Origin of the sequence: Allocoprococcus comes (assembly GCF_013300725.1) — a bacterium.
Lineage (GTDB): Bacteria > Bacillota > Clostridia > Lachnospirales > Lachnospiraceae > Allocoprococcus > Allocoprococcus comes_A.
This window is the reverse complement of sequence record NZ_JAAIMM010000101.1, coordinates 1-722: the sequence shown is the minus strand read 5'-3', so window position 1 is coordinate 722 and position 722 is coordinate 1. Positions and strand designations below refer to the sequence as shown.

Sequence of the window (722 nt, the reverse complement as noted above, 5' to 3'; positions counted from 1 at the left end):
TCCCTTCCTGCAGATGCAGGAGTAACGATTCGGGGTATCGAGGATAAATAGAATCGAGCGAGCACTGTTTAATAATCAAATTGGTTATAGAGGTTATGCGGCAGAGCTTTCCATCTTGGAAAGGAACGCTGCCGTATTCCTGTGGAGCCAATATAGCGCTAGGGATGCTTTACAAATAAAAAAAGATTGGAGAGATGACAAGTGACGATTCGAAGAGGAGATATCTTATGGGCGGATCTCGGTATGTTTCCGACAACTTCGGTTCAGGGTGGAGTAAGACCGGTGATCGTAGTAAGTAACAACAAAGCTAATACATACAGTTCAGTCATTACAGTAGTTCCGCTGACGTCAAGAATATATAAGAAGCGGTATTTGCCAACACATGTATTTATCAGTAAGTACGATATGACAGGGATCCGAAAAGGAAGCCTGGCATTGGCTGAACAGGTTATGAGTATTTCTACAAAATGTATTATTGAGAAATGCGGAAGAGTAAATAAGTGGAGCCTGGATCGGGTACTGAAAGCAGTACGGATTCAGATGGGAATGGAAGGAGAAGGGCATGACAGCAGAGGAATATAGAAATTATCTGGATCAGGATTTCAGTGATGTGGATATCAATGAAATGACTGATCTACGGATGATAAAAACAGACAGAAATAAATCGCTTCAGGAACGGAGAGATATTTTTCTGAATAAAGTAGGAAATCCTTATCTGGTCC

At 41.4% G+C, this 722-nt stretch carries 2 protein-coding genes; both read left to right on the top strand.

The genetic code is table 11. The features are described 5' to 3' along the window. Nucleotides 1-201: 201 nt before the first annotated feature. A complete protein-coding gene (locus G4407_RS17320) occupies nt 202-582 on the top strand; it encodes a type II toxin-antitoxin system PemK/MazF family toxin (protein ID WP_012744261.1) in 381 nt (126 codons plus the stop codon). Next, nucleotides 563-722, top strand: a 160-nt coding sequence (locus G4407_RS17315) for a DUF6870 family protein (RefSeq protein ID WP_334297107.1), incomplete at its 3' end; no start/stop codon positions are given. The genes G4407_RS17320 and G4407_RS17315, both read left to right, overlap by 20 nt.